Origin of the sequence: Amycolatopsis sp. (assembly GCF_036008905.1) — a bacterium.
Classification (GTDB): Bacteria; Actinomycetota; Actinomycetes; order Mycobacteriales; family Pseudonocardiaceae; genus Amycolatopsis.
The window spans coordinates 34,523-53,625 of sequence record NZ_DASYMU010000241.1; the positions used below are offsets into that span (position 1 = coordinate 34,523).

A 19,103-nucleotide genomic window follows, 5' to 3' on the forward strand; every position below is an offset into this window, starting at 1 on the left:
ACACTTACAGACCTCACAGACCGTCCTCGTCTCGGCTGGCCTTGCGGCCTGGGATCGCGAAGCGCTTGGGCGCCTCTAGCGGGGTGATGTCGATGGGCGGTCTCGGTGGCGGGGGTTCGTCGAACTCGCCGTCGTCGGGTTCGACGTCGTACTGCTCACGCAGCGAGAGCTCGGCCGACTGCTCCTGGGCCGTCTCGGCGAACGGCGCCGGCGCGGGAAGACGGGGCCGCGCAGCCAGTGCCGCGCCCCGGCAGACCGCCGATCCCGGGTCGGGATCGACCAGGATCGGGCAGTCGAAGATCTCGTGCGCCAGATCCGTGACCAGCGGGATCCGGGCGCTGCCGCCGACAAGGACCACCGACGCGAGCCTGTCCTCGGGAATCGGCGACGCGATCTGCCGCAGCTGCGCCAAGGCAGCGGCGAGCACCGGCCGGGCGAGGTGTTCGAACTCCGAACGCGTGAACCGGACCTCGATGGCCGTTCCCGGCAAACCGACCGGGACGACCACTTCCGGCGTATGCGACAACTGTTCCTTCGCGTACCCACAAGCCGAGCGCACCAGTCCGATCGCGGGCCCGAGATCGGCCATCGTCACCCCGGCCAGCGCGAGGACGTGCTCGAGCACCAGGTCGTCGAGGCGGGCGCCGACCTGTGGCGCGGTGTTCCCGGTGCTGGCCAGCAGATCGAACCCGGCCGGTCCGCGCCGCAGCACCGCGGACTCCACATGCTCACCACCGAGACGGCACACCGCGAGCACCGAGCCGACCTCGACCGGATCGCGGCTTTCGGCGGCCGCGACCGGACTCGGCAGCAGCAGCACCCCGTGCAGACCGGCTTCTTCGAGTGCGGCGTGCAACACACCGCGGCGGTGCGCGCCCCAGCCGGGCGGGTGGGTGAGCACGATCCGGTCCGCGGGGCCGCCCTCGGCGTCGGCGACCTCGTCGACGACCCAGCCCGCCATCGACGCCGCGAGCATCTCCGCGGGATAGGCCATGCCCTGCACCAACATCGGCACGTCGTCCCCTACGCGCGCCAAAAGCCCCGTAGCGAGCCCTTCCGGCTCGGCCGATGCCAAGCGCCGGGCAGGCGATCCGAAGGCCGCAGAGCCGTCCCTGGCCACGTGCAACACCGAATCGGCCCAGCGGGTCCCCTCACCCAAACCGGCGATGTCCGCGTCGCCCCAAGCACCCTGGGCCCGGCGGCAGACCGCCGCCGTGGTGCGGGTGTGGCCGAGGTCGATCCCCACTACGTAGGGCATAAATGCGGGTCCTCCGTCTTTCGAAGATCTCGGAACGGATACGGCGTGGCCCTTCCTACCAAACGGGTGACCACGGGAGCGAGTCCCCAGGGCCTTCCGGAGACCAATCCCCTAATCCCCTAACGATCGGGACCCGCTGGGGGTCTTCACGACCCGGGCCGATCCCCGATGGCACCCGGGATCAAGATCGATAAATTTCTTCCCAGTTCCCATCCCCCGGTATGCCAAGGAGATTCCGTTGACTTCCGCTGAGCAGACCCTGCACGACTTCGTGCTGGATCTCCTGTCGAACGACACCGCCCGTTCCGCTTTCGGCGCAGACCCCTCCGCCGCCCTCGCCGGCGCCGGTCTGCACGACGTCACCCCGCAGGATGTTCAGGAAGTCATCCCGCTGGTTCTCGACTACGCCCCGGCCGGCCTCGCGCTGCCGGACACCGGTGCCGCCGACAGCGTGATCCAGCAGCTCCAGGCTGTCTGCCACGCCGCCGACATCCACGGCCTCCCCGAGTTCGAGGCGCCGTCCGCCGGTTCCCACGGTGGCGCGTTCGGTGGCGAGACCCCGTTCGGTGACTACTCCGTGGGCACCGAGCTCTCCGACTCCGGCGTCGCGGCCGCAGCCGGCCTGACCGGTGGCACCGTCGGCGCCGAGGGTGGCCTCACCGGCGGCCTCGACGGCTTCGCGGCCGGTGGCAGCTCCGTCTCCCCGCTCGGTGACTTCGACCTCGAGTCGAGCGGCATCCCCGCCGCGCTCCCCGGGCTCCCGGTTCTGCCGGCCGTGCCCGGAGTCCCGCGCTTCGACTCGATCGCCGACCCGACCGCCGCGCTCGACACCGACGTCTCCGCCGGCACCGTCGCCAGCTACGTCTCCTCCGGTGGCGAGGTCCTCGCGGATCACCTGTCGACCAGCTCCGCGACTCTCGGCAGCTACCTCACCGGCACCGGCGTCCCGCCCGTCGGCGAGGCCGTTTCCGACGCCGGTTACGCCGGGGCCGTCCAGCTCGACAACGGCACCGACGCCGTCGCGGGTCACGCCGGCGCGCTCCCGGTCCCCGACACCGGCGCGTTGCCCGGCCTCCCGGCCGTGCCCGAGCTGCCGGCCGTGCCCGCCCTCCCGGGTGTGCCCGACCTCAACGACCTGCCCGTGCACCTTCCGCAGCTCCCGATGGACCTGCCGCACCTGCCGGTCGAGCTGCCGCATCTTCCGGTTGCGAACCCGCTGCCGGATCTGAGTGATTCGTCCGTTACCGGCGCCCTCGGCGACGCGGCGAGTCACAGCCCGCTGGGTGAGGTGGCGTCTCCCGACCATCTCGCCCTTCCCCACCTGGTCGACGCGCCCACTGACCTGCTTCTCGGTCACTGATCGATCCGGTATCGGCGTGGTCCGTCCTTCGGGATGGACCACGCCGATTTTATATCTCGAACGGGTTACGGCACACTACGCCAGATGATTCCGTCGTGGCTCGATCTTCTGGACGACACCATGAGGTTCTGCGCGCAACACGATCGCGCAGATCTGATGGGGCGCCTGCGCGAACGAAGAGACCACCTCCTCGACCGGAAGCTGCGCATCCTGGTCGTCGGTGAGCCCGGTCAAGGCAAGAGCCAGCTGATCAACGCGCTGGTCAACGCCCCGGTGTGCGCGGTCGGCGACGACCTGACGACCCGGATCCCGGCCATCATCGAACACTCCGAAACGCCGACGGCGTCGATCATCCTCGGCCCCGACGACGCCGGCAGGCTGGCGATCGAGGCGAGTGCCCCGGAACGGATCGGCGTCCCCGTCGAATCCGCGACGGCACAGGCGAACCGTGAAGCCTCCGGACCACGCGGTGACATCCTCCGCGCCCAGATCGGCCTCCCCCGCGAACTGCTCGCCACCGGGCTCGTGCTGATCGACACCCCCGCCGGCGCACCGGACGGCATGCTCGCGGACGCGGTCGTGCTGGCCTCGGACGCCACCTGCGAACTGACCGCCGCCGAACTCGCGCTGCTGGGCCGGATCACCCGGCTCTGCCCGACGGTTCTGGTGGCAATGACCAAGATCGACCTCGCGCCGGACTGGCGCCGGATCGCCGAGCGAAACCGCACCCACCTGGCGAAAGCCGGGGTGCCGGCCACGGTGGTCCCGGTGTCCGCGACACTGCGGCTGGCCGCCGCCCGCACCGGCGACCGGGACCTGAACACGGAATCCGGCTTCGGTGAGCTCGTCCACCGCCTGCGGCACGACTGGCTCGAACAGGCCGAGCTGCTGAGCCGGCGGTCGGTCGCCGCGCTGGCCGGGATCACCGTCGAGCAGCTCAGTACGCCGCTGCACAAGGAGTTCGCGGCGACCCAGCAGACCGACGCCGGTGAAGCCGTCGCGAAATGGCACGCGGCGGGCAAACGCATGGAGGCGCTCCAGCACAGCTCGACGCGCTGGCAGACGCTGCTCAACGACGAGGTCGCCGACCTGATGGCCGATATGGAGTTCGATCTCCGCGACCGGACGCGGCGGATCATCCGTGAGGTCGACGAGTACTTCGACGCCGCCGACCCGGCACGGACCTGGGAAGAGTTCGAGGACTGGCTCCTCGACCAGCTCACCGCGGTCGCCGAGACGAATTTCGGCTGGCAGCTGGAACGTTTCGAGTGGATCGCCGCCAAGGTCGCGCGGCAGATCGCCCCTGGCAGGCCGGACGTGCTGCGCGAGGCACTTTCGCCGGACACCCCGCTCGAACACGTCGACGGGCTGCGCAAGCCCACCGTGGAGAAGTTCGGCATCAGCCAGAAACTGTTCGTCGGGATGCGCGGCTCCTACGGCGGCCTGCTGATGTTCGGGCTCGCGACGAGCCTCGCCGGGCTGCCGCTGATCAACCCGATCTCGCTCGGCGCGGGTGCCGCGTTCGGTGCGAAGAGCGTGTTCGAGGAACGCGGCCACCGGCTCAAACGCCGTCAAGCCGCCGGGAAAACCGCCGCGCAGCGCCATGTCGACGACTTCTTCCTGTCCTACGGCAAGGACAGCAAGGACACCGCCCGGCTGCTGCACCGCGCGCTGCGCGACCGGTTCTCCGGGTTCTCGCAGCGGGAGCGGGCCGAGATCTCGGAGTCGGCGAAGGCCATCAAGCAGGTCATCGACGACGACGTCACGCGGCGCACCAAGCGGGCGCACGAGATCAAGAACGCGATCACCGAGCTCGGCGCGCTGCGGCAGCGGGTGCGCGCGCTGGCGCCGGTGCCGAGGGGGTTGATCGCATGAACCTCGCCGAGACGGCCTGGGGGGCGCTCAACAAGGCACTCGAGGTCTACCAAGACAATCCGCGGGCCACGCACTGGCTGCACCGGCATCTGGCGCGGTTTTCCGAACCCCTGCGACTGGCCATCGTCGGCGCCGAGGGGACCGGGAAGTCGACGCTGCTGAACGCGATCGTCGGCGAGCAGGTCGAGCTCGGTGCCCGCGCGATCGCCGAATACCGGGCCAGCACCACGGTTTCGGCGACGGTGTACCCGCCGTCCGGGCCGCCGCGCGAACTGCCGATGGCGCGAGTGGACCGCCGGCTGCACCTCGACTCGGGCGGGGTCGAGGTCTCGCCCGCGGACCGGATCGTGGTGAACTGGCCGAGCCGTTCGCTGCGCGACCTGATCCTCATCGACACCCCGGCCGGGCAGGTCCCCGACGCCGACGCGGTGCTGTATCTGTTGCCCCGCCCGCAAAACGCCGACCTCCAGCCGTTGCGGACGCTGTACGACAACCCGGTCGCCGGCGCCACCCCGGTCAACGCGCTGGTGGTCCTGTCCCGCGCCGACGAGATCGGCTCGGGCCGCGTCGACGCGCTCATCTCGGCCCGGCAGATCGCCCGGCGGCACCGGCGCGAGCCCGAACTCCGCGAGCTGTGCCAGGACGTCATCCCGGTCGCCGGTCTGGTCGCCAGCGCCGGACGCACCCTCGAAGAGCCCGAGTTCGACGCACTCGCCGCGCTCGCCGCGATCCCGAAGGCCGAGCTGGACCCGCACCTGCTTTCGGTGGACCGGTTCGCCCACAAGGACAGCCCGCTGCCCGGCTCACCCGAGCTGCGGCAGTTACTGTTGCACCGGTTCGGCCTGTTCGGCGTCCGGCTGGCCGTCATGCTGATCCGGCAGGGCTCGGACACCGTGCCCACGCTCGCCGCACAACTGGTGCAGCGCAGCGGTTTCGGCGAACTGCGTGACGCCATCGGCCAGTGCTTCACCGACCGCACCCCGGTGTTCAAGGCCCGGTCCGCGCTGATCGCGCTGGAAGTCCTGCTGCGGATGGAACCCCACCCCGGCACCGTCGGGCTCGCCGCGACCATCGACCGCGCCCTGTCCGGCGCCCACGACTTCCGCGAACTGCGCCTGCTCGCTTCCCTGCGCACCGGCAAGGTCGCCCTGCCGGAAGACCTTGCCGCGGAAGCACTCCGGCTCGTCGGCGGCGAAGGCACCGACCCGGCGGCACGGCTCGGCGTCGAAGAGGAACCGTCGACAAGCGACGTCCAATACCTCCTGGCGGATATCTTCCCGCGCTGGCGCGGCCAAGCGGAGAACCCCGCATTGGGTGTCGAAGAGCGGCGCGCGGCAAAGGTCGTCGTGCGCAGCTGCGAAGCCCTCGCCCAGGTCTAAACCCCTCGTGTTTCGTTGAGGTAGTTGTAGATCGTGTAGCGGGTGACGTCGAGTTCCGCCGCCAGGTGATCGACGGCGTCCTTGATCAGGAAGAACCCGGCCTCGTCCAGCTCACGCACGACGTCGGCCTTGTGGCGCTTCTTCATCAGCTCCACCGGGATGCCTGCCCGGCTGACCGCCCTGTCGATGAGGAACCGCTGCAGGCTGTCGACGTCCGGTGGGAAGGTCTCCTGGTGCGAACCCGCACCGTTCACCCCGCCCGGCCGCTCGCTGTTGACACACAGGCAGCCCACGGCCGTACCGTCCGAATCCCGGACGAACATGGTGGACGACCGGATCGGGCGGCCGTCCGGGGTGTGCGTCTCGTAGTCGGTGAGGTCCTGGGTGGTCCCGCGCCGCACCAAACCCAGCAGCAGGTCCGTCATCGGCCCGCCCGTGCTGCGCCCGGTGAGGCCACCCGCGATGGCGACGATCGAGTCCGGCAACCGGCTCAGGTCGTGCAGCACGACCTCGTTGCCGGGGCCGAGCATCTTGGCCAGTCCGCTGACGGCCGGGATCAACGCCGTCAGCAAGCTGTGTGACGTCTCGCTCGCGGCCTGCGTCAGGCGCGGAGCCGAGCTCCACCGATCCGGCTTGAGCTGCTTGAGCGCCACGCGCAGCCGTTCCGCCGCGGCGGGAGACGTCGACGCGTGTGGGGAAAGCCTTACGTGCTCGGGACGAACGGTCGCGGCGATGTCCTCCGATTTCAGTGCCGCGCCGACCTGTTCGGCGGACTGGCCAGGGAAGGTGAACGCGAGGATGCCCGCACGACGCTCGGTCGCCGAAACAATCGAGGCACCGAACGAAGTCAAGACTTCTTCGAGTTCTCCGACCCGCTCCGCGATCCGAGCTTCGATCGCCGCGACACCCGCCTCCTCGACGAGTTCGAGGGCGGCCGCGAACGCGCCCGAGGTGATCGGGCTCAGGTTGCTGATCGACCAGGAGGCCGCGGTGTCGGCGGGCGGATGGATCTCGTCGTCGAACAGGCCCGGGTCGCGGGCGCCGGTCCAGCCGGAGAGGAGCGGGTCCATCCGCTCCAGTGCGCGATCGGACAGCACCGCGAACCCGGTGCCCCACCCGGCCCGCAGCCACTTCTGGCCACCGACGACGAGTACGTCGGCGACCTCCCAGGGCGCGTCGACCACCCCGAAGCCCTGGATGCCGTCGACCACCAGCACCCTGTCCCCGACGACCTCACGGATCGCCGCGAGATCCGCACGGTAGCCGGTGCGGAAGTCGACCGCGCTGACCGAGACCAGCGTGGTGGCCGGGGTCAGCGCCTCGGCGACGGCATCGGCCGTCACGTAACCGCGGGCGGGCTCCATGCGGCGGACCTTGAGCCGCCCGGCTTCCTCGGCGCGCGCCCACGGATAGGTGTTGGCAGGGAACTCCGCGCCCGACACCAGAACCTCACCGCCGGGCGCGTTGAACGCGGCCTGGAACAAGCCGAGACTGGTGTTGGGCAACAAGACCGTGTGATCGGTGTCGCTGCGGCAAAGCCTGGCCGCGGCGGCCTTCGCCCGGACCTCCTGCCGCATCAGATCGTCCACAGTGGACGGACCGGCCTTGGTCGAGAGCGCGAGCAGGTTCGCCGTGGTGTCGAGCACCGCGTGCGAAGGCGGCCCGAAGCGCGCGAAGTCCAGGTACCCGGTGGGCTCGTCGAACTGGACGAGGTAACCGGCGGAGAGGCGGTTCACTGGGCGAGCACCCTCGCCAGGAACTGCTTCGTCCGCTCGTGTTTCGGTGCGGTCAGCACCTCACCCGGCGGACCGGTTTCGACCACCGCGCCATCGGCCATGAAGACCACCTCGTCGGCGGCTTCCTTGGCGAAGGCCATCTCATGTGTCACGACGACCATTGTCATCCCCTCGGCGGCCAGCGTCCGCATCACCTCCAGCACCTCCCCCACCAGCTCGGGGTCGAGTGCCGAAGTCGGCTCATCGAACAACATCAGCTTCGGTTTCATCGCCAGCGCCCGCGCGATCGCCACCCGTTGCTGCTGCCCACCGGACAGCTGCCCCGGATAGTCCTTCGCGCGGTGGGCGAGCCCGACCCGGTCGAGCAGCTCGAGTCCGGCCTTCTTCGCTTCGTCACGGCTGACACCGCGTACCCTCGTCGGCCCTTCGACAACGTTCTCCAGCACGGTCCGGTGCGCGAACAGGTTGAACCGCTGGAACACCATGCCGATGTCCCGGCGCTGCCGCGCGACCTCCCGCTCGCGGAGTTCGTACAGCTTCCCGCCCTTCAGCCGGAACCCGATCGGCTCGCCGTCGACCCACACCTGACCACCGTCGATGGTCTCGAGATGGTTGACACAGCGCAGGAACGTGCTCTTCCCGGCACCGGACGGGCCGAGCAGGCAGACCACCTGTCCTTTGCGGACTTCGAGATCGATCCCCCGCAGCACCTCGGTGCCGCCGAAACTCTTGCGGACGTTGACCGCACGTAAAAGCGGTTCTTCTTTTAATCCTTTGAGTTCTACCTGGTCAGGCACGCTCGGACCTCCTCAGCAGTGGGGCCGTGCGCAACGCGAGCGCGGCCCGCGTCCACGGCCCGGACGTGGGAATCCGGTCGGACGCGCCGAACGCGCGTTCCAGGTAGTGCTGCCCGATCCCGGCGATGGTGACCACGACCATGTACCAGATCGCCGCCGCCAGCAGGGTTTCCATCACCTTCAGGTTGTTCGAGGCGATGTTGTTCGAGGCGTGGATCAGCTCGGTGACGCCGATGACCGAGGCCATCGACGTGCCCTTGAGCATGTTGATGAAATCGTTGCCGGTCGGCGGGATGATCACCCGCATCGCCTGCGGCAGCACGACCCGTCGCAGGGTCGACGCCGGGGTCATGCCGATCGACTTCGCCGCTTCTGTCTGTCCACTGTCGACACTGTTCAGCCCGGCGCGCACGATTTCCGCCATGTAGGCGCTTTCGTTGAGCGCCAAGCCAAGCAGCGCCGCGGTGAACGCGCTGACGAGGACGTTGGTCTGCTCGTGGATCAGGAAGCCGCCGAACGGCAGCGGAATCGAGATGAACTCGAAGACCAGCGCGAGGTTGTACCAGATCAGGATCTGCAGCAGCACCGGAAGCCCGCGGAACAGCCAGATGTAGACCGCGGCGAACACCCGCGCGACCGGGTTCGCCGAGCGCCGCATGAGCGCGATGACGATCCCGATCACGATCGCGCTGGCCTGCGCGATCACCGCGAGGAGCACGGTGTTGAACAGGCCCACCAGCATCACGCGGTACCAGAGGAACTCCGGCACCGACGGATAGTCGATCTGTGCCTGGGAAAGCGCCACGCCCAATGCGCCGAGCAGCGCCAGGATGACGACGGCGCTGACCCAGCGGCCCCAGTGGCGGAGCCGGACTATCGGAAGCTCCGTGGTTGCGACCGGAAGTGGGTTGGGGGTATTCGGCGGATCCAGGTTTTCGCTGGGTGTGCGGCAAGCTGGGCCGTCGAGATCCCCGACAAACTTCCGGTCGCGACCCCATAGTCTGTACTCCAGGATCGGGAGGTAACGGGTGGATCTGGACGTGTTCGTCAGCGCGCACCGCGGCGAGTGGGACCGGCTCGGTGAGCTGATCAAGCGCGCCGGGCGGTTGCGGGGCTCGGAGGCGGACGAACTCGTCACGCTCTATCAGCGCACCGCCACCCACCTGTCGATCCTGCGGTCGGTCGCGCCGGATCCGACGCTGCTGGCGCACCTGTCCGGGCTGGTCGCTCGCGGGCGTTCGGCGGTGACCGGGTCCAGCAGCCCGGCGTGGCGCGAGGTCGGGCTGTTCTTCGCCAGGAAATTCCCCGCGGTGGTGTACCTGAGCTGGCGCTGGTGGGTGCCGACGATGGTCGTCTCACTGGCGATGGCCGGGCTGCTGACGGCGTGGATCGCGAAGAACCCACAGGTCAGAGCCACTATCGCGCCGCCCGCCGAGATCCAGGCCCTCACCGCTCCGGGCGGCGAGTACGAGACCTACTACTCCACCGGGCCCGCCGGTTCGTTCGCCGCGCACGTCTGGGTCAACAACGCCTGGGTGGCCGCGACCTGCCTGTTCTTCGGCGTCGCGCTCGGCATCCCGGTGATCAGCGCGCTGTGGAGCAACACCCTCAACCTCGGCATCGGCGGCGGCCTGATGACCTCCGCCGGGCGCGGCGACGTCTTCCTCGGCCTGATCCTGCCGCACGGACTGCTCGAACTGACCGCGGTGTTCGTCGCCGCCGGGACCGGCCTGAAACTCGGCTGGACGGTGATCGACCCCGGCCGCCGCTCCCGCGCGGTCGCGCTCGCCGAGCAGGGGCGCGCAGTGGTCGTGATGGCGCTGGGGCTGGCGTGCGTGCTGCTGGTCACCGGCGTGATCGAAGGCTTCGTGACGCCGTCCGGGCTGCCGACCTGGGCGCGGATCGGGATCGGCGTGGTCGTCGAGACGGCTTTCCTGGCGTACGTCTTCGTGCTCGGACGGCGCGCGGTGCGCACCGGCGAGACCGGCGACCTGGACGCCCGTTTCGTCGGTGACGCGCTGCCTGAGAAGGGTTAGCAGAGGCAGCTGCCCTCGAAGGCGACGCTGTTGCCGTCGTCGAGGCTCGCGCTGCCGGCGAAGCGGATGTCGAACTCCCCCGCCTCGGAGAGCTTGAGTTTGGGGCTGCTCGCGATACCGTCGTCCCCGGTCGGCGCTGTCGCCGTCTCCGCGCCGGTTTCGAAGACGAGGTAGTTCTTGGCGCGGGCCGAGCGGACGTAGAAGTTCACCGGCACACCAGCCGCGGGCTGGCCGTTGTCGCCGATCACCTTGATGACGAAGGGCGCGCCGCCGGACTGCGGGGTCAGCCGCTGGAGGTTGCCCGAGATGATCGCGAGCGTGCGCCCACCGGCGGCCCAGTAGTTCGCCAACCCGGTGAGGGAACAGACCTCCTGGTAGATCCGCGCGCCCGGCGCGGTTCCTTCAGCGGTCAGACACCGCGCGGTGGCGACGTTGCTGACGACGACCAGCCCCGGCTGCCCGGGAGCGCGGCGCCACTGCTGGTAGCGATCCTTGGCGTCGCAGTCGACCATCTTGAGCGTCAGACCGTCGACCGGGCTCAGCGCGGCGATGCACTGGGACGTCGAAACGTTCTTGTACAGCAAGGATTCCTTGTCGTACGTCCATTGTGCCCGGGCGTCCTTGGCATCGGCGAGCACCGGCTTTCCGTCGAGGACGGCGAGCGAAACGGCGCCGCCACCGGCCGCCAGATACATCGGCGAGGCCGCGGGCTGAGCCGCGGCCGGTTGGACGAGCAACGCACCCAGCAAAACCACCGCACCCAGCAACCAGCGCACCCCGCATCGATCCCCTCTGTCCGGTGAACTCCCTACCGGAGGGAAACACCAGCGGACGCCTTATGCCAGCGCCCGCCCCAAACCCGACCCCATCGTGTCAGCCAAGAACAAGATGTCGACATGTCGTGACCTCTCGCGCGCAAGAGACCGCCATCTGTCGACAGATGGCGGCTAGAGATCATCGCACTCACGCCTGAGCGACAATAGCGCCTTAAAATCGTGTCAGCCGCGTACGGCTCCGAGCAGCGCCGACCACGCCTGAGAAGTCAAGACGAGAGCACCGCGGTCACGATCTTTGGTGTCACGGACACCGACAGTCTCGCCAAGGGCCACCTCGACACAGTCCGAGTTGTTACCGCTATAGCTGGACTTCTTCCAGCCCACCAGCTCCATCATGAGTCTTCCACCTCGCCTGCATCCCGGTGATGAGTCGTGCTGATTCTGTCTCACTCAGTGCAACGTGCGTGAGCCGGGACAAGGTCTCCAGATACGGACCAGTTTGCCGGTCGTCATCCATGAACACACTGGACCTGAGTAGTTCGACCAAAACCACCGGAGGCGCCGTCGTGAACTCCAAAGCCACAAAAGAGCCGAGCTGCCCCTCGTGCGGTCCGGTGCCGTTAGGCACCACACGAATCGACACATTCCGGCGCTTGCCGATCTCACGAATAGCAGCAAGCTGCCTGGCCGAGGTCGCCGCGTCACCGACGGGAGTTCGTAAGGCGGGTTCTCCGATGAAGGCGGTGTACTTCAAGCCGGTATTGAGGATCTGCTGTCGGCGCAACCTCGCAGTGAGCCGCAGCTCGGCACCGCCAGGGTCCGTGCCGGTGGCGATCAACCAGGCCCGCGCGTAGTCCATCGTCTGCAACAGGCCGGGGATGAGCAAGGGCGCCCAGTTCGTGATCTGAGCAGCGTCAGCCTCGTATTCGGCCAGTGTGAGCGACTCTTTCGGCAAACCCTGCAGCCCCTGGTCCCACCAGCCCGGCTCGTCCATCGTGCGCACGGTCGCCAGCAGCTCGTCCTTCGCCGCGCCGCGAACCCGATACACCCCGAGCAGCTGGGCGACCTCTTCCACGGTCATCTTCCGCTTGCCGGTCTCCAGCCGAGAGAGCGTCGACTTGTCCCAGTCGACGGCCTCGGCCGCCTCGCGCAGGTTCAACCCCGCCTTCTCACGGCAGACGCGCAACTGCGCGCCCAGGCCTTTCGCTTTGGCGCCAGGAGCTTTACGCGGCACGAGAACCTCCACTGTCCCGTCGATGAGCTGTCTCGTTGATGCAACGAACTTGTCTTGAGAGTACGAGTGATTACTCTGAGATCAACACGACACACCGGAGGTAACCAAATGTTGCGATGGCAGCAGGCGGAAGGAAGGCGGCACGCCCTCGACGGCCGCGCTCCGGGCGAGGGCGAAGCCTTCACCGCGCTCTGCGGCACCGACGTGACCGTGGAACGCGAGGACATCCCCGATCTCGGCGGTCACTGGTTCGACCCGACCTGTCTCGACTGCGAAAACGTCTGGCTCGCGAGATGAATCCTGAAGACAGGGCGCTCCTCGATCGGGTACTCCAGCTCCACAGCACGCTCACGCAGCGCGCCGTGCTCCTCAGCCACCTACGGTCCGATCCGGACGTCTTCACCGAGGGAATGCGCGACCTGGGACTGGACTTCTACGACCTCGGCACCGAAATACTGCACCGCGTCACCGAACTCGACGCCATGCCCGCACCCCGGCCGCCAAGACACCCCACCCCCTTGGCCGGACGCCTGTCGGAACTAGCGCTGTGAAGTACGTCCAGCTAGCGGAGGCCCGCGTCCACAGTGGAGTCCGAGCGGTTCGAGGCGCCCAGGACGATGACGCGGGTGCAGCCTGAAGCGTCGACGTCCGAGTCGGCGGAAGGATCCGAGCCGGCACCGGAGAGAGTCCAATGAGCACTGGGCTTGGCGAAGCAGAGGCGGTAAGAGCCGTCGGACAGGCTGTCGAAGCCGTACTTGCCCAAGGCGTTCGTGATCACTGGTGGACGCAGCGGCTTACCCGCGCCGTCCTGCAGCGTGACGGAAACACCCGCGACACCGGGCTCCGAGACGTCCTGCACACCGTCCCCAGTGGAATCCCGCCAGACGGAGTCGCCGATCTTGTTCAGCGGCGCGAGAATTCCGGCGTCCAGGGTCTGGTTCCCGTATTTCCCCGCGCTGGGCGAGGTGGGCACCGTACAACCAGACGCGTCGACGTCGGAGTCCTTGGTGTGGTTGCGACCCAGGTGGGGCATCGTCCACTGTGCACCCCGGTACCGCGAAGGCGCCGTCGAAAGGTCGAAACAGACGGTGTACTTGCTCGCCGCCAGGCCGTCGAAGAGGTAGCGGCCGTCGGCATCGGTCACCAGCGGCTTGCCGACGGGCAAGCCCGCGGAATTCCGCAGCACCGCGGTGACGCCGGGGACACCGTTCTCCCCCGGATCCTGGATCCCGTCACGGTTCGCGTCCAGCCACACGAAATCACCGAGCCGGTGGGCGGCTTCCCCGGCCCCGGCTGTCCCGCCCGTGAGCAGCGCCGCGGCCAGTGCCAGCCCCAATACCCGTTTCAAGTGCCTCATCGCGGTTCAAGCTACGTGGCCTCAAGGGTGACGCCGGGTCGCCCAGAAGAGCTAAATCCGACTTCGGAGAGTCACAGCTGACCTGCGGCTTTGAGCGCGAGGTACCGGTCGGCGAGTGCTGGCGGGAGGCTGTCCGGGGTGGCGTCCACGACGTCGACGCCGTAGCGGCCGAGCCTCGCGGTGACGTTCCGGCGCTCGGCGAGGGTCCGCTCGGCCGCGGCGGCGTCGTAAACCGCTTCGGCGTCACCTCGTCCGCGTGCCATCTCGGCGACGCGCGGGTCGGCGACGGAGGCCAGCACGAGTTTGTGGCGCGCGGTCAGCATCGGCAGCAGCGGGAAGAGGCCCTCCTCCAGCGGCGCGGCGTCGAGCCCGGTGAGCAGCACCACGAGCGACCGGCGCCGGGTCCGGCGCAGGATCTCGGCGACCATGCCGCGCGAATCGGTCTCCACCAACGAAGATTCCAGTGGCGCCATCGCGTTCACCAAGGCGGGCAACAGATTCGAGCCCGACGCGCCCTTCACCGCGGCACGCACCTGCCGGTCGTACGCGATGAGATCAACCCGGTCACCCGCACGGGATGCCAGTACCGCAAGCAAAAGCGCGGCGTCCAACATGGCGTCGAGCCGAGGAGTGTCTCCGACGCGCGCAGCCGAAACGCGGCCGGTGTCGAGCACCAGGACCACATGCCTGTCCCGTTCCGGACGCCAGGTCCGCACCATCACGTCGGACGCCCGAGCCGAAGCGCGCCAGTCGATCGAGCGGACGTCGTCGCCGATCACATACTCCCGCAACGAATCGAACTCCGTGCCCTGCCCGCGGATCAGCACCGCGTTGCGGCCGTCCATCTGCTGCAGGCGCGCCAGCCGCGACGGCAGATGCTTGCGGCTGTGAAACGGTGGAAGCACGCGGACCGACCACGGCACGTCATGGGAACCCTGCCGCCCGGCCAGCCCGAGCGGGCCCAAAGACCTTACGGTGACCCGGGAAGCGGGCCGGTCACCACGCCGGGTCGGCACCAGCCGGGTCACGAAGTTCCGGCGCTCTCCGACGGGGATCACCAGTTTGTGCCGGTCTTCCTCCGCACCCGCGCTCGGCGGCCAGGCGTCACGCAGGACACCGCGCACCGCCCGCCGGCCGGCGTTGCCGACGGTCAGCGTGACATCCATCGGCTCACCGAGCCGGACGGAAGGGTCACTGCCGCGCGTGAAAGCCAGCCCTCGCACACCGCCCGCCAGCGCCAGGTCGACGACCACCAGCACCAGCAGAACCGCGCCCATCAGCCAGATCCCGGTCCACGAAGGGGCGACGAGACCGACGACGAGCACCCCGAAGAGCGCCAGTACGCCGAGTCTTCCGGTGAGTGCCATGGGTCAGCGCGGAACCGGTACGGAGGCGAGCACGCGATCCAGCACGCCGTCGGCTGTCGCGCCTTCGAGTTCGGCTTCCGGCCGGAGATCGAGCCGGTGCCGCAAAGCCGGTCGTGCCAACGCCTTCACGTCGTCCGGCGTCGCGTAGTCGCGTCCGGCGAGCCACGCCCACGCGCGCGTCGCCGCGAGCAAAGCCGTGGCCCCACGCGGGGAAACACCGAGCCGCACCGACGGCAGCGAGCGGGTCGCCCGGCAGACGTCGACGACGTACCCGATCACTTCGGGCCGCACGACGACCGTGCTGACGGCGGCCCTCGCCGCGGCGAGATGCGCCGCACCGGCCACCGGTTTGAGCCCGGCGGCGACGAGGTCACGCGGGTCGAAGCCCTGTGAGTGCCGCACGAGGATGCCGACTTCGTCCTCACGCGACGGCGCCGGCATGGTCAGCTTCAGCAGGAACCGGTCCAGCTGTGCCTCGGGCAACGGGTACGTGCCCTCGTACTCGACCGGGTTCTGGGTGGCGATCACGATGAACGGGTCCGGCAGCGGCCGCGAACGCCCGTCCAGCGAGACCTGCCGCTCCTCCATCGCTTCGAGCAGCGACGACTGCGTCTTCGGCGGCGTGCGGTTGATTTCGTCCGCCAGCAACAGGTTCGTGAACACCGGGCCCTCGCGGAACGAGAACTCGCCGCTGTGCGCGTCGTAGACGATCGAGCCCGTGACGTCACCTGGCATCAGGTCCGGGGTGAACTGGATCCGGGTGGTCTTCAGGTCCAGCGCGGTGGCGAGAGCGCGCACGAGCAGCGTCTTGGCCACACCCGGCACGCCTTCGATGAGCACGTGGCCCCGGCACAGCAGCGCGAGGATCAGGCCGGTGACGGCGGCGTCGTTGCCGACGACGGCCTTCCCGACCTCGGCGCGCAGCGCGATCAACGCCTCACGCGCCTCGGCCGCGCTGACGGACTGTTCGGTACTCGTCACGACTGCCCTACTTCCTTTTCAAGAACGTCAAGCTCGTTCGCGAGCCGCACCAGCGCGGGATCGTCCGCCGGTGGTGGCCCGAAAAGCAGTGCGCCGACCCGCTCGGCGTCCCGGCCGGACCGGACGGCGACGGTTTCGACGATCGCGGCCGGTTCGGCGTCGACAGTGAGCCCGAGCGTCGGCCTCAGCCGGGCGCAGGTCGCTTCGCGCAGGATGGTTCCGGCGTGGTCCGCGGCACCGGCCTTGCGATACAGCCGGGCGCGGCCCTCGACGGTTTCGGCCGCCCGCACCACGACCGGCAACGGCTCGGTGACGACCGGCCCCAGCCGGCGCGCCCGCCACAACGCGAACAGCGCCGCCGCGACGGCGAGCTGGATCGCGCCGAACCGCCAGCCGTCCGGAATCAAGTCGTAGAAGGAAACCTTGGCGGTGTCGAGCGCGGGATCGGCCGCCGACGGCAGGTACCAGACGAGCCGCGGGTTCTCCCCCAGCAGACGCAGACTCAGTGCCGCGTTGCCGTCTTCGTCGAGGTACTGATTGGTCAGCGGCAAGCTGTCACCCAGCAACGTCACCGAACGATCGTCCGATGTGGACACATGCACGAGCGCACCCGCGTAACACGATCGCGCGCCGGTGATCGTTGTGCGGTAAGTGATCCCGCCCACGCGCGCGTCCCCGGCCGCGACCGCCGCCGCGTTCGTGCAGTCCGGCGAGCGGACGTCGAGACCGATGGTGACTTCGCTCCGCGCGCCCGGAAGCACCAGGTCGAGGGATTTCTGCGTCGGCGCGACCAGTACGAGGTCCTTGGCCTGGGTACGGAGGTCTTCGAGCCGGTCGGGCAGGACCAGATCCGGGTTTGTGACGAGCACCGTCGCACCGGACGCGACGCGGCGGGCCTCGGCGGCCGTCCGCACGACCTCGAGCTGAACCCCTTGTCCCCGCAGCAGTTCGGCCACCGCACGACTACCTGTCGGCTCATAGGACCCGGGTTCGAGCACCCCGAACGTCTGATCGCCGCGCGACAGCACGATCACCAAAGCGGTCACGACGATCAGCGCGAGAATCGCGAACGGGACGCGGAGACCATGCCAGATCCGGCGCGCGTCGGGGGAAATCGAAGTCACCGGGACACTCCGAGGGCGACGGGCCGTTCGGCCCGGCATCGCGCGTCGAGGTCCACGAGCCGTTGGTAACCCTCGGCCGACGCCGTCCGGCCGCCGTAGTGCACGTCGTCGAACGCCGCCGCGCCGTGGCGCAGTTCGTCGGCGCAGCCGGGCAGGAGCCTGCCCGCGTCGGCCGCGGCCTCGTCGGCGGTACGGCCGGAACGCGCGTCGAGCAGCGCGCGCTGTTCGAGTGCCCGCACCACCGCGCGGAAACGTTCGCGCACGGCTTCGTCGAAGTCACCGCGCGCGGCGGCGGCTTCGGCGGATTTCCGGTATTCGTCGGCGGACCGGACGCGGCCCTCGAACACCAGGGACTCCTGACGCGCCGCGCGGCCCAGCTTGCCCGCCTTCAACCGGATCACGACCACGAGCACGATCACCACGACGACCAGCACCACGAGACCGAAGATCCCGCCGGGCACGCTGCTCGAAACCGCCGCCAGCAACTCCGAAAGCCGCTCACCGATCCAGCGGAGGCCCTTGCTCACCAAGGACGGCTCGGCCGCGCGGTAACCGGGATCGGTCAGCTCGGCCGCGGCCGCGCGGCGCGCGTCGTCCCGGCCGATTTCGACCGGGACGTCGGCGAGGAAGGAGATCACCACTGCTGCGGCGGGGTCACACCCGCCGCGCGAGCGAGCTCGATGTCCATTCCTTCCGTGCGCATCCGCTGGTCGATGTAGACGAGCACGGTCACCAGCGCGACGAACGGCGTCACGATCGTCTGGGCGATGATCGTGCCGATCGACTGGAGGAGCAGCGAGCCGATCGAAAGGCCGGAGACATCGCCGGGGTTGATGATGCTGCCGAACGCGCCGCTGCCGAGGTTGAACGGGATGCCGATGACGATGGTGATCACGATGCTGATCACCAAGGCCAGCAACAGGATCCCGAGGACCCGCCAGAACGAACCGCTCACCAGCTTGCGTGAGCGGCCGAACGCCTGGCCGACGGTGGAACGCTCGAGGATCAGCGCCGGGCCGGCCAGCGAGAAGAAGACGTACACCGGGACCGCCGGGATGAGGCAGAGGATCGTGCCGGCGACCACGGCCAGGGTGAAGAGGACCGTCACCCCCAGTAGCGGGAGGAACCGTGTCTTCAGCTCCTTCATCGCGTCGCCGAAGGTGACCGGCCTGCCCAGCACCGCTTTGCCCATCACCACGGTCAGGAAGCCGGAGAGGAATGTCTGCGTCAGCAGCGAGATGACCAGCGTCACACCCAGGACGATCGAGGTGCTCCCCAGCAGGCTGAAAGCCTGGTCGAGGGCTTGCTCCTGGGTCATCGTGTTGGGGTCGAGGCTGGCGGCCCGCTCGAGATCGGGCAGCAGCCACAGGCTCGAACCCAGGTTCAGCAGCGCGCTGACCACCGCGACCGCCGCGGAGACACCCAGGATGAGCAGCGGGTACTTGCGGATCGCGGTGACGGCGCCGTCGAGGATGTCGCCGAGGTTCAGCGGCCGCAGCGCGATGACGCCCGGTTTGCCGAGCCCCTGCGGATGCCACTGGCGGCTCTGGGGAGCCTGCTGCGGGTAGCTGGGAGGCGGCGTCTGCTGCCACTGCCCCGGCGGAGTGGGTGAGGGCTGCTGGAAGCCCGTCGGCGGGGTGGGCTGGTCGTCCGGCGGCACGTTTTGCCCCGGTTTCGGAGCGTCCGGCTCTACAGGCCCGGAAGGTCCGCTGGTGTCCGTCATCGATAGCCCCTAAGCCCCTGTGTTGACCGATTACGCACACTCTTTCAGAGCTTGGGGCCACCGGCTACGGGCGGGGTGAGGCGGGTGTTTCGGGCAAACC

Annotated in this window: 19 protein-coding genes; 6 read left to right on the top strand and 13 right to left on the bottom strand. The window is 69.0% G+C overall.

The features are described from left to right. Window positions 1-13: 13 nt before the first annotated feature. Window positions 14-1,258, bottom strand: a complete 1,245-nt coding sequence (locus VGP60_RS38375) for an Hsp70 family protein (protein WP_327553126.1) — start codon at window positions 1,256-1,258, stop codon at window positions 14-16. 238 nt (window positions 1,259-1,496) lie between these two features. Between VGP60_RS38375 and VGP60_RS38380 the strand changes: the two genes are divergently transcribed. The 3 genes from VGP60_RS38380 to VGP60_RS38390 all read left to right on the top strand — a co-directional run bounded on the left by VGP60_RS38380 (window position 1,497) and on the right by VGP60_RS38390 (window position 5,872). Continuing rightward, complete coding sequence (locus VGP60_RS38380) at window positions 1,497-2,618, top strand: IniB N-terminal domain-containing protein (RefSeq protein WP_327553127.1); 1,122 nt, start codon at window positions 1,497-1,499, stop codon at window positions 2,616-2,618. An 84-nt stretch (window positions 2,619-2,702) separates the two neighbouring features. After that, a complete protein-coding gene (locus VGP60_RS38385) occupies window positions 2,703-4,493 on the top strand; it encodes a dynamin family protein (RefSeq protein WP_327553128.1) in 1,791 nt (596 codons plus the stop codon). Further along, a complete protein-coding gene (locus VGP60_RS38390; protein WP_327553129.1) occupies window positions 4,490-5,872 on the top strand; it encodes a GTPase domain-containing protein in 1,383 nt (460 codons plus the stop codon). The genes VGP60_RS38385 and VGP60_RS38390 overlap by 4 nt, the downstream gene beginning before the upstream one ends. Here VGP60_RS38390 and VGP60_RS38395 read toward each other — a convergent pair. Genes VGP60_RS38395 through VGP60_RS38405 form a run of 3 tightly spaced genes read right to left on the bottom strand, consistent with a single transcriptional unit; the run spans window position 5,869 to window position 9,336 of the window. Next, entirely contained in the window at window positions 5,869-7,608 is a 1,740-nt protein-coding gene (locus VGP60_RS38395) for an aminotransferase class V-fold PLP-dependent enzyme (protein WP_327553130.1), read from the bottom strand. The genes VGP60_RS38390 and VGP60_RS38395 overlap by 4 nt on opposite strands. After that, the gene (locus VGP60_RS38400) at window positions 7,605-8,405 is read right to left on the bottom strand and encodes an amino acid ABC transporter ATP-binding protein (RefSeq protein WP_327553131.1); all 801 of its coding nucleotides are present in this window, start codon (window positions 8,403-8,405) and stop codon (window positions 7,605-7,607) included. The genes VGP60_RS38395 and VGP60_RS38400 overlap by 4 nt, the downstream gene beginning before the upstream one ends. Next, window positions 8,398-9,336 (bottom strand): amino acid ABC transporter permease, encoded by a 939-nt coding sequence (locus VGP60_RS38405; RefSeq protein WP_327553189.1) that lies wholly within the window; start codon window positions 9,334-9,336, stop codon window positions 8,398-8,400. Before VGP60_RS38405 ends, VGP60_RS38400 begins: the two co-directional genes overlap by 8 nt. A 97-nt stretch (window positions 9,337-9,433) precedes the next feature. Between VGP60_RS38405 and VGP60_RS38410 the strand changes: the two genes are divergently transcribed. After that, on the top strand, window positions 9,434-10,441 hold the full coding sequence (locus VGP60_RS38410) for a stage II sporulation protein M (RefSeq protein WP_327553132.1): 1,008 nt from the start codon (window positions 9,434-9,436) through the stop codon (window positions 10,439-10,441). On the opposite strand, the gene VGP60_RS38415 is transcribed toward VGP60_RS38410, so the two are convergent. The 3 genes from VGP60_RS38415 to VGP60_RS38425 form a co-directional block, all read right to left on the bottom strand. Continuing rightward, window positions 10,438-11,217 (bottom strand): hypothetical protein, encoded by a 780-nt coding sequence (locus VGP60_RS38415; RefSeq protein ID WP_327553133.1) that lies wholly within the window; start codon window positions 11,215-11,217, stop codon window positions 10,438-10,440. The two genes, VGP60_RS38410 and VGP60_RS38415, sit on opposite strands and share 4 nt — an antisense overlap. Window positions 11,218-11,439: 222 nt before the next feature. Then, window positions 11,440-11,613, bottom strand: a complete 174-nt coding sequence (locus VGP60_RS38420; protein WP_327553134.1) for a DUF397 domain-containing protein — start codon at window positions 11,611-11,613, stop codon at window positions 11,440-11,442. Next, window positions 11,576-12,463 (bottom strand): helix-turn-helix transcriptional regulator, encoded by an 888-nt coding sequence (locus VGP60_RS38425; RefSeq protein ID WP_327553135.1) that lies wholly within the window; start codon window positions 12,461-12,463, stop codon window positions 11,576-11,578. Before VGP60_RS38425 ends, VGP60_RS38420 begins: the two co-directional genes overlap by 38 nt. Before the next feature lie 96 nt (window positions 12,464-12,559). On the opposite strand from VGP60_RS38425, the gene VGP60_RS38430 reads away from it, so the two are divergent. Beyond that, complete coding sequence (locus tag VGP60_RS38430) at window positions 12,560-12,748, top strand: zinc finger protein (protein ID WP_327553136.1); 189 nt, start codon at window positions 12,560-12,562, stop codon at window positions 12,746-12,748. Continuing rightward, window positions 12,745-13,002, top strand: coding sequence for a hypothetical protein (locus VGP60_RS38435; protein ID WP_327553137.1), 258 nt, complete (start codon window positions 12,745-12,747; stop codon window positions 13,000-13,002). The genes VGP60_RS38430 and VGP60_RS38435 overlap by 4 nt, the downstream gene beginning before the upstream one ends. An 11-nt stretch (window positions 13,003-13,013) precedes the next feature. Here the strand turns inward: VGP60_RS38435 and VGP60_RS38440 are convergent, their stop codons facing one another. The 6 genes from VGP60_RS38440 to VGP60_RS38465 all read right to left on the bottom strand — a co-directional run bounded on the left by VGP60_RS38440 (window position 13,014) and on the right by VGP60_RS38465 (window position 19,003). Continuing rightward, complete coding sequence (locus VGP60_RS38440) at window positions 13,014-13,808, bottom strand: SdrD B-like domain-containing protein (protein WP_327553138.1); 795 nt, start codon at window positions 13,806-13,808, stop codon at window positions 13,014-13,016. Between the two features lie 71 nt (window positions 13,809-13,879). Beyond that, window positions 13,880-15,175 carry a DUF58 domain-containing protein gene (locus VGP60_RS38445; RefSeq protein ID WP_327553139.1) on the bottom strand — a complete coding sequence of 432 codons (1,296 nt, stop codon included), beginning with the start codon at window positions 15,173-15,175 and terminating at the stop codon, window positions 13,880-13,882. Between the two features lie 3 nt (window positions 15,176-15,178). Continuing rightward, a complete protein-coding gene (locus VGP60_RS38450; protein WP_327553140.1) occupies window positions 15,179-16,156 on the bottom strand; it encodes a MoxR family ATPase in 978 nt (325 codons plus the stop codon). Then, complete coding sequence (locus tag VGP60_RS38455) at window positions 16,153-17,280, bottom strand: DUF4350 domain-containing protein (protein WP_327553141.1); 1,128 nt, start codon at window positions 17,278-17,280, stop codon at window positions 16,153-16,155. The genes VGP60_RS38450 and VGP60_RS38455 overlap by 4 nt, the downstream gene beginning before the upstream one ends. Beyond that, window positions 17,277-17,921: a DUF4129 domain-containing protein gene (locus VGP60_RS38460; RefSeq protein ID WP_327553142.1), complete on the bottom strand. Its 645-nt coding sequence runs from the start codon at window positions 17,919-17,921 to the stop codon at window positions 17,277-17,279. The genes VGP60_RS38455 and VGP60_RS38460 overlap by 4 nt, the downstream gene beginning before the upstream one ends. After that, the gene (locus VGP60_RS38465) at window positions 17,915-19,003 is read right to left on the bottom strand and encodes a hypothetical protein (protein ID WP_327553143.1); all 1,089 of its coding nucleotides are present in this window, start codon (window positions 19,001-19,003) and stop codon (window positions 17,915-17,917) included. Before VGP60_RS38465 ends, VGP60_RS38460 begins: the two co-directional genes overlap by 7 nt. Between the last annotated feature and the right edge of the window lie 100 nt (window positions 19,004-19,103).